Source organism: Actinoplanes sp. NPDC051633, from assembly GCF_040681735.1.
Taxonomy (GTDB): Bacteria; Actinomycetota; Actinomycetes; order Mycobacteriales; family Micromonosporaceae; genus Actinoplanes.
On sequence record NZ_JBFAZH010001433.1, the window covers coordinates 1 to 1,750 of the forward strand.

Sequence of the window (1,750 nt, forward strand, 5' to 3'; positions counted from 1 at the left end):
ATCTGGGGGTCGTCCGGGTCGAATTCCGCTTCGTTCTAGAGAAGCTGACGTCGCTGCGGGGGGTGTTGTATGTACCCATCGATCGACGCGGCGCAGCTCAGCAACACGTAGGGACGCACGCCCTCAAACTAGAGGATGCCGCGATCGGTGAAGGCGGCCTTGGTCTTCGCCTCCGCGCTCTTGCCGTAGAGGGCACGGGCGGTGATGACGGTCAGGTTCGCCGCGGTCGGCATGCTGGTGTCCGGCGGGAAGTAGAAGTGCGCCTGCAGGATCACCCGGTTCGCGGCCGTGCGGCCGAGCGCCTTGTTGATGTCCCAGAGCGCGCGCGACCAGATCTCGCCGTCGTCGTGCACCTCGCCGTCGAGGTCGGTGGGGTAGACCTTGGTGCCGTCGGTGCGCCGCAGGCAGTGCGGCTCGTCGGAGGTGTACGAGGTCGCGTCCCAGTCCATCACGCAGGCCCACGGGGTGACGGTGGTGTTCGGGCTGGTCGCCTGCGACATGGTGACGGCCCAGTAGTCGCCGAAGCCCTCGCCGATCGCGCCGGCCTCCTCCGACTCGCCGTAGCCGGGCACCTGGTCGGCCTGGATCGCGTGGCCGTACTCGTGCCAGATCACCTCGTTGTCCTCGGCGTCGTCCACGCCGCCGGTGCCGAACGTGATCGAGTCGTCCGAGTCGTCGTAGTACGAGTTGTCGTCGGCGAACCCGGTGGTCCGGAAGTCCTGCGGCTCGTTGTTGACGTCGGCGAAGCCGAGCCGGTGGATGTACTTCTGCGTCTCGGTGAGGCTGTAGTAGGAGTTGACCTCCTCGAAGTGGTCGTTCTCGCGGTCGAAGAAGTAGTTGCGCCGCTTCGAGGTCACCGCGTTGTCGCTGATGTTGTTGGCGTAAGCGCCCTGCAGGGTGGTCTTGCCGCGGTCGAGGTGGGTCAGCCGGACGATGCGGTACGCCTTCTTCGGCACCGCGCTCGCCGCGTCGTCCTCGTCGTCCAGCGACTCGTCCTGCAGCTTGACGACAGGGTTGGGGTCGAAGACCTTGCCGCGGCCGTCCGCCTCCTTGATCGTGCGCTTCTCGGTGAGCAGCGCCCCCGTGCCCGCGTCGACCACCGACTGCACCGTGCCGCCGGGCGCCTTGGTCAGCGTCACCCAGGCCAGCTTGGCGGGGGAGCCGGGCACGATGACCAGCTCGGCGCCCGCCGGCTGCTTGCCGAGCCGGCCGGCCACGGACGACTTGGCCCGGTCACCGCTGATCCCGGCCGCCGTCCGCGCCAGACCGGTGACCTGCTTGCGGCCGTCGGTCACCGCCGGCACGCCGGCGATCGCGGTGTGCGTGGCGTAGTAGCCGCCGAGCACCGGGATGCCCTTGTGGAGCTGCCTGTACCAGGTGTGGGTGCCGAGCAGCGACTGCCGCACCTGCACCTTCTGCAATCCGTCGGGCACGGCGGACGGTGCGGCCTGCGCCGGTGTCCCGGCCGCGGTCACCAGACCGGCGATGACCAGGGGGACAACCACTCGAAAAGTCTTCACAGCGGCCGACTCTAAACCTTCGTGTGATGAATGGAAATCTATCGACCGGCGCGGCGCAGCCTTCCCAGCGTGTGCCCGGTGGCACGTTTGCACAGGTACTCCGCGCGCTCGTAGGACAGCCTCCGGCGGCCGGTCTCAGGGCAGAGATCGGCGTCTCCGGGCCGCCGGGCATAAATCTTTTTAAAACCTTTTTAAGTACTGTTTAAGACCTAGAGAGACAAGGCTTTTGA

1 protein-coding gene is annotated in these 1,750 nt (G+C 67.1%); it reads right to left on the reverse strand.

The features are described 5' to 3' along the window. Positions 1 to 128: 128 nt before the first annotated feature. A complete protein-coding gene (locus AB0M20_RS41780) occupies positions 129 to 1,505 on the reverse strand; it encodes a M36 family metallopeptidase (RefSeq protein WP_364306898.1) in 1,377 nt (458 codons plus the stop codon). Between the last annotated feature and the right edge of the window lie 245 nt (positions 1,506 to 1,750).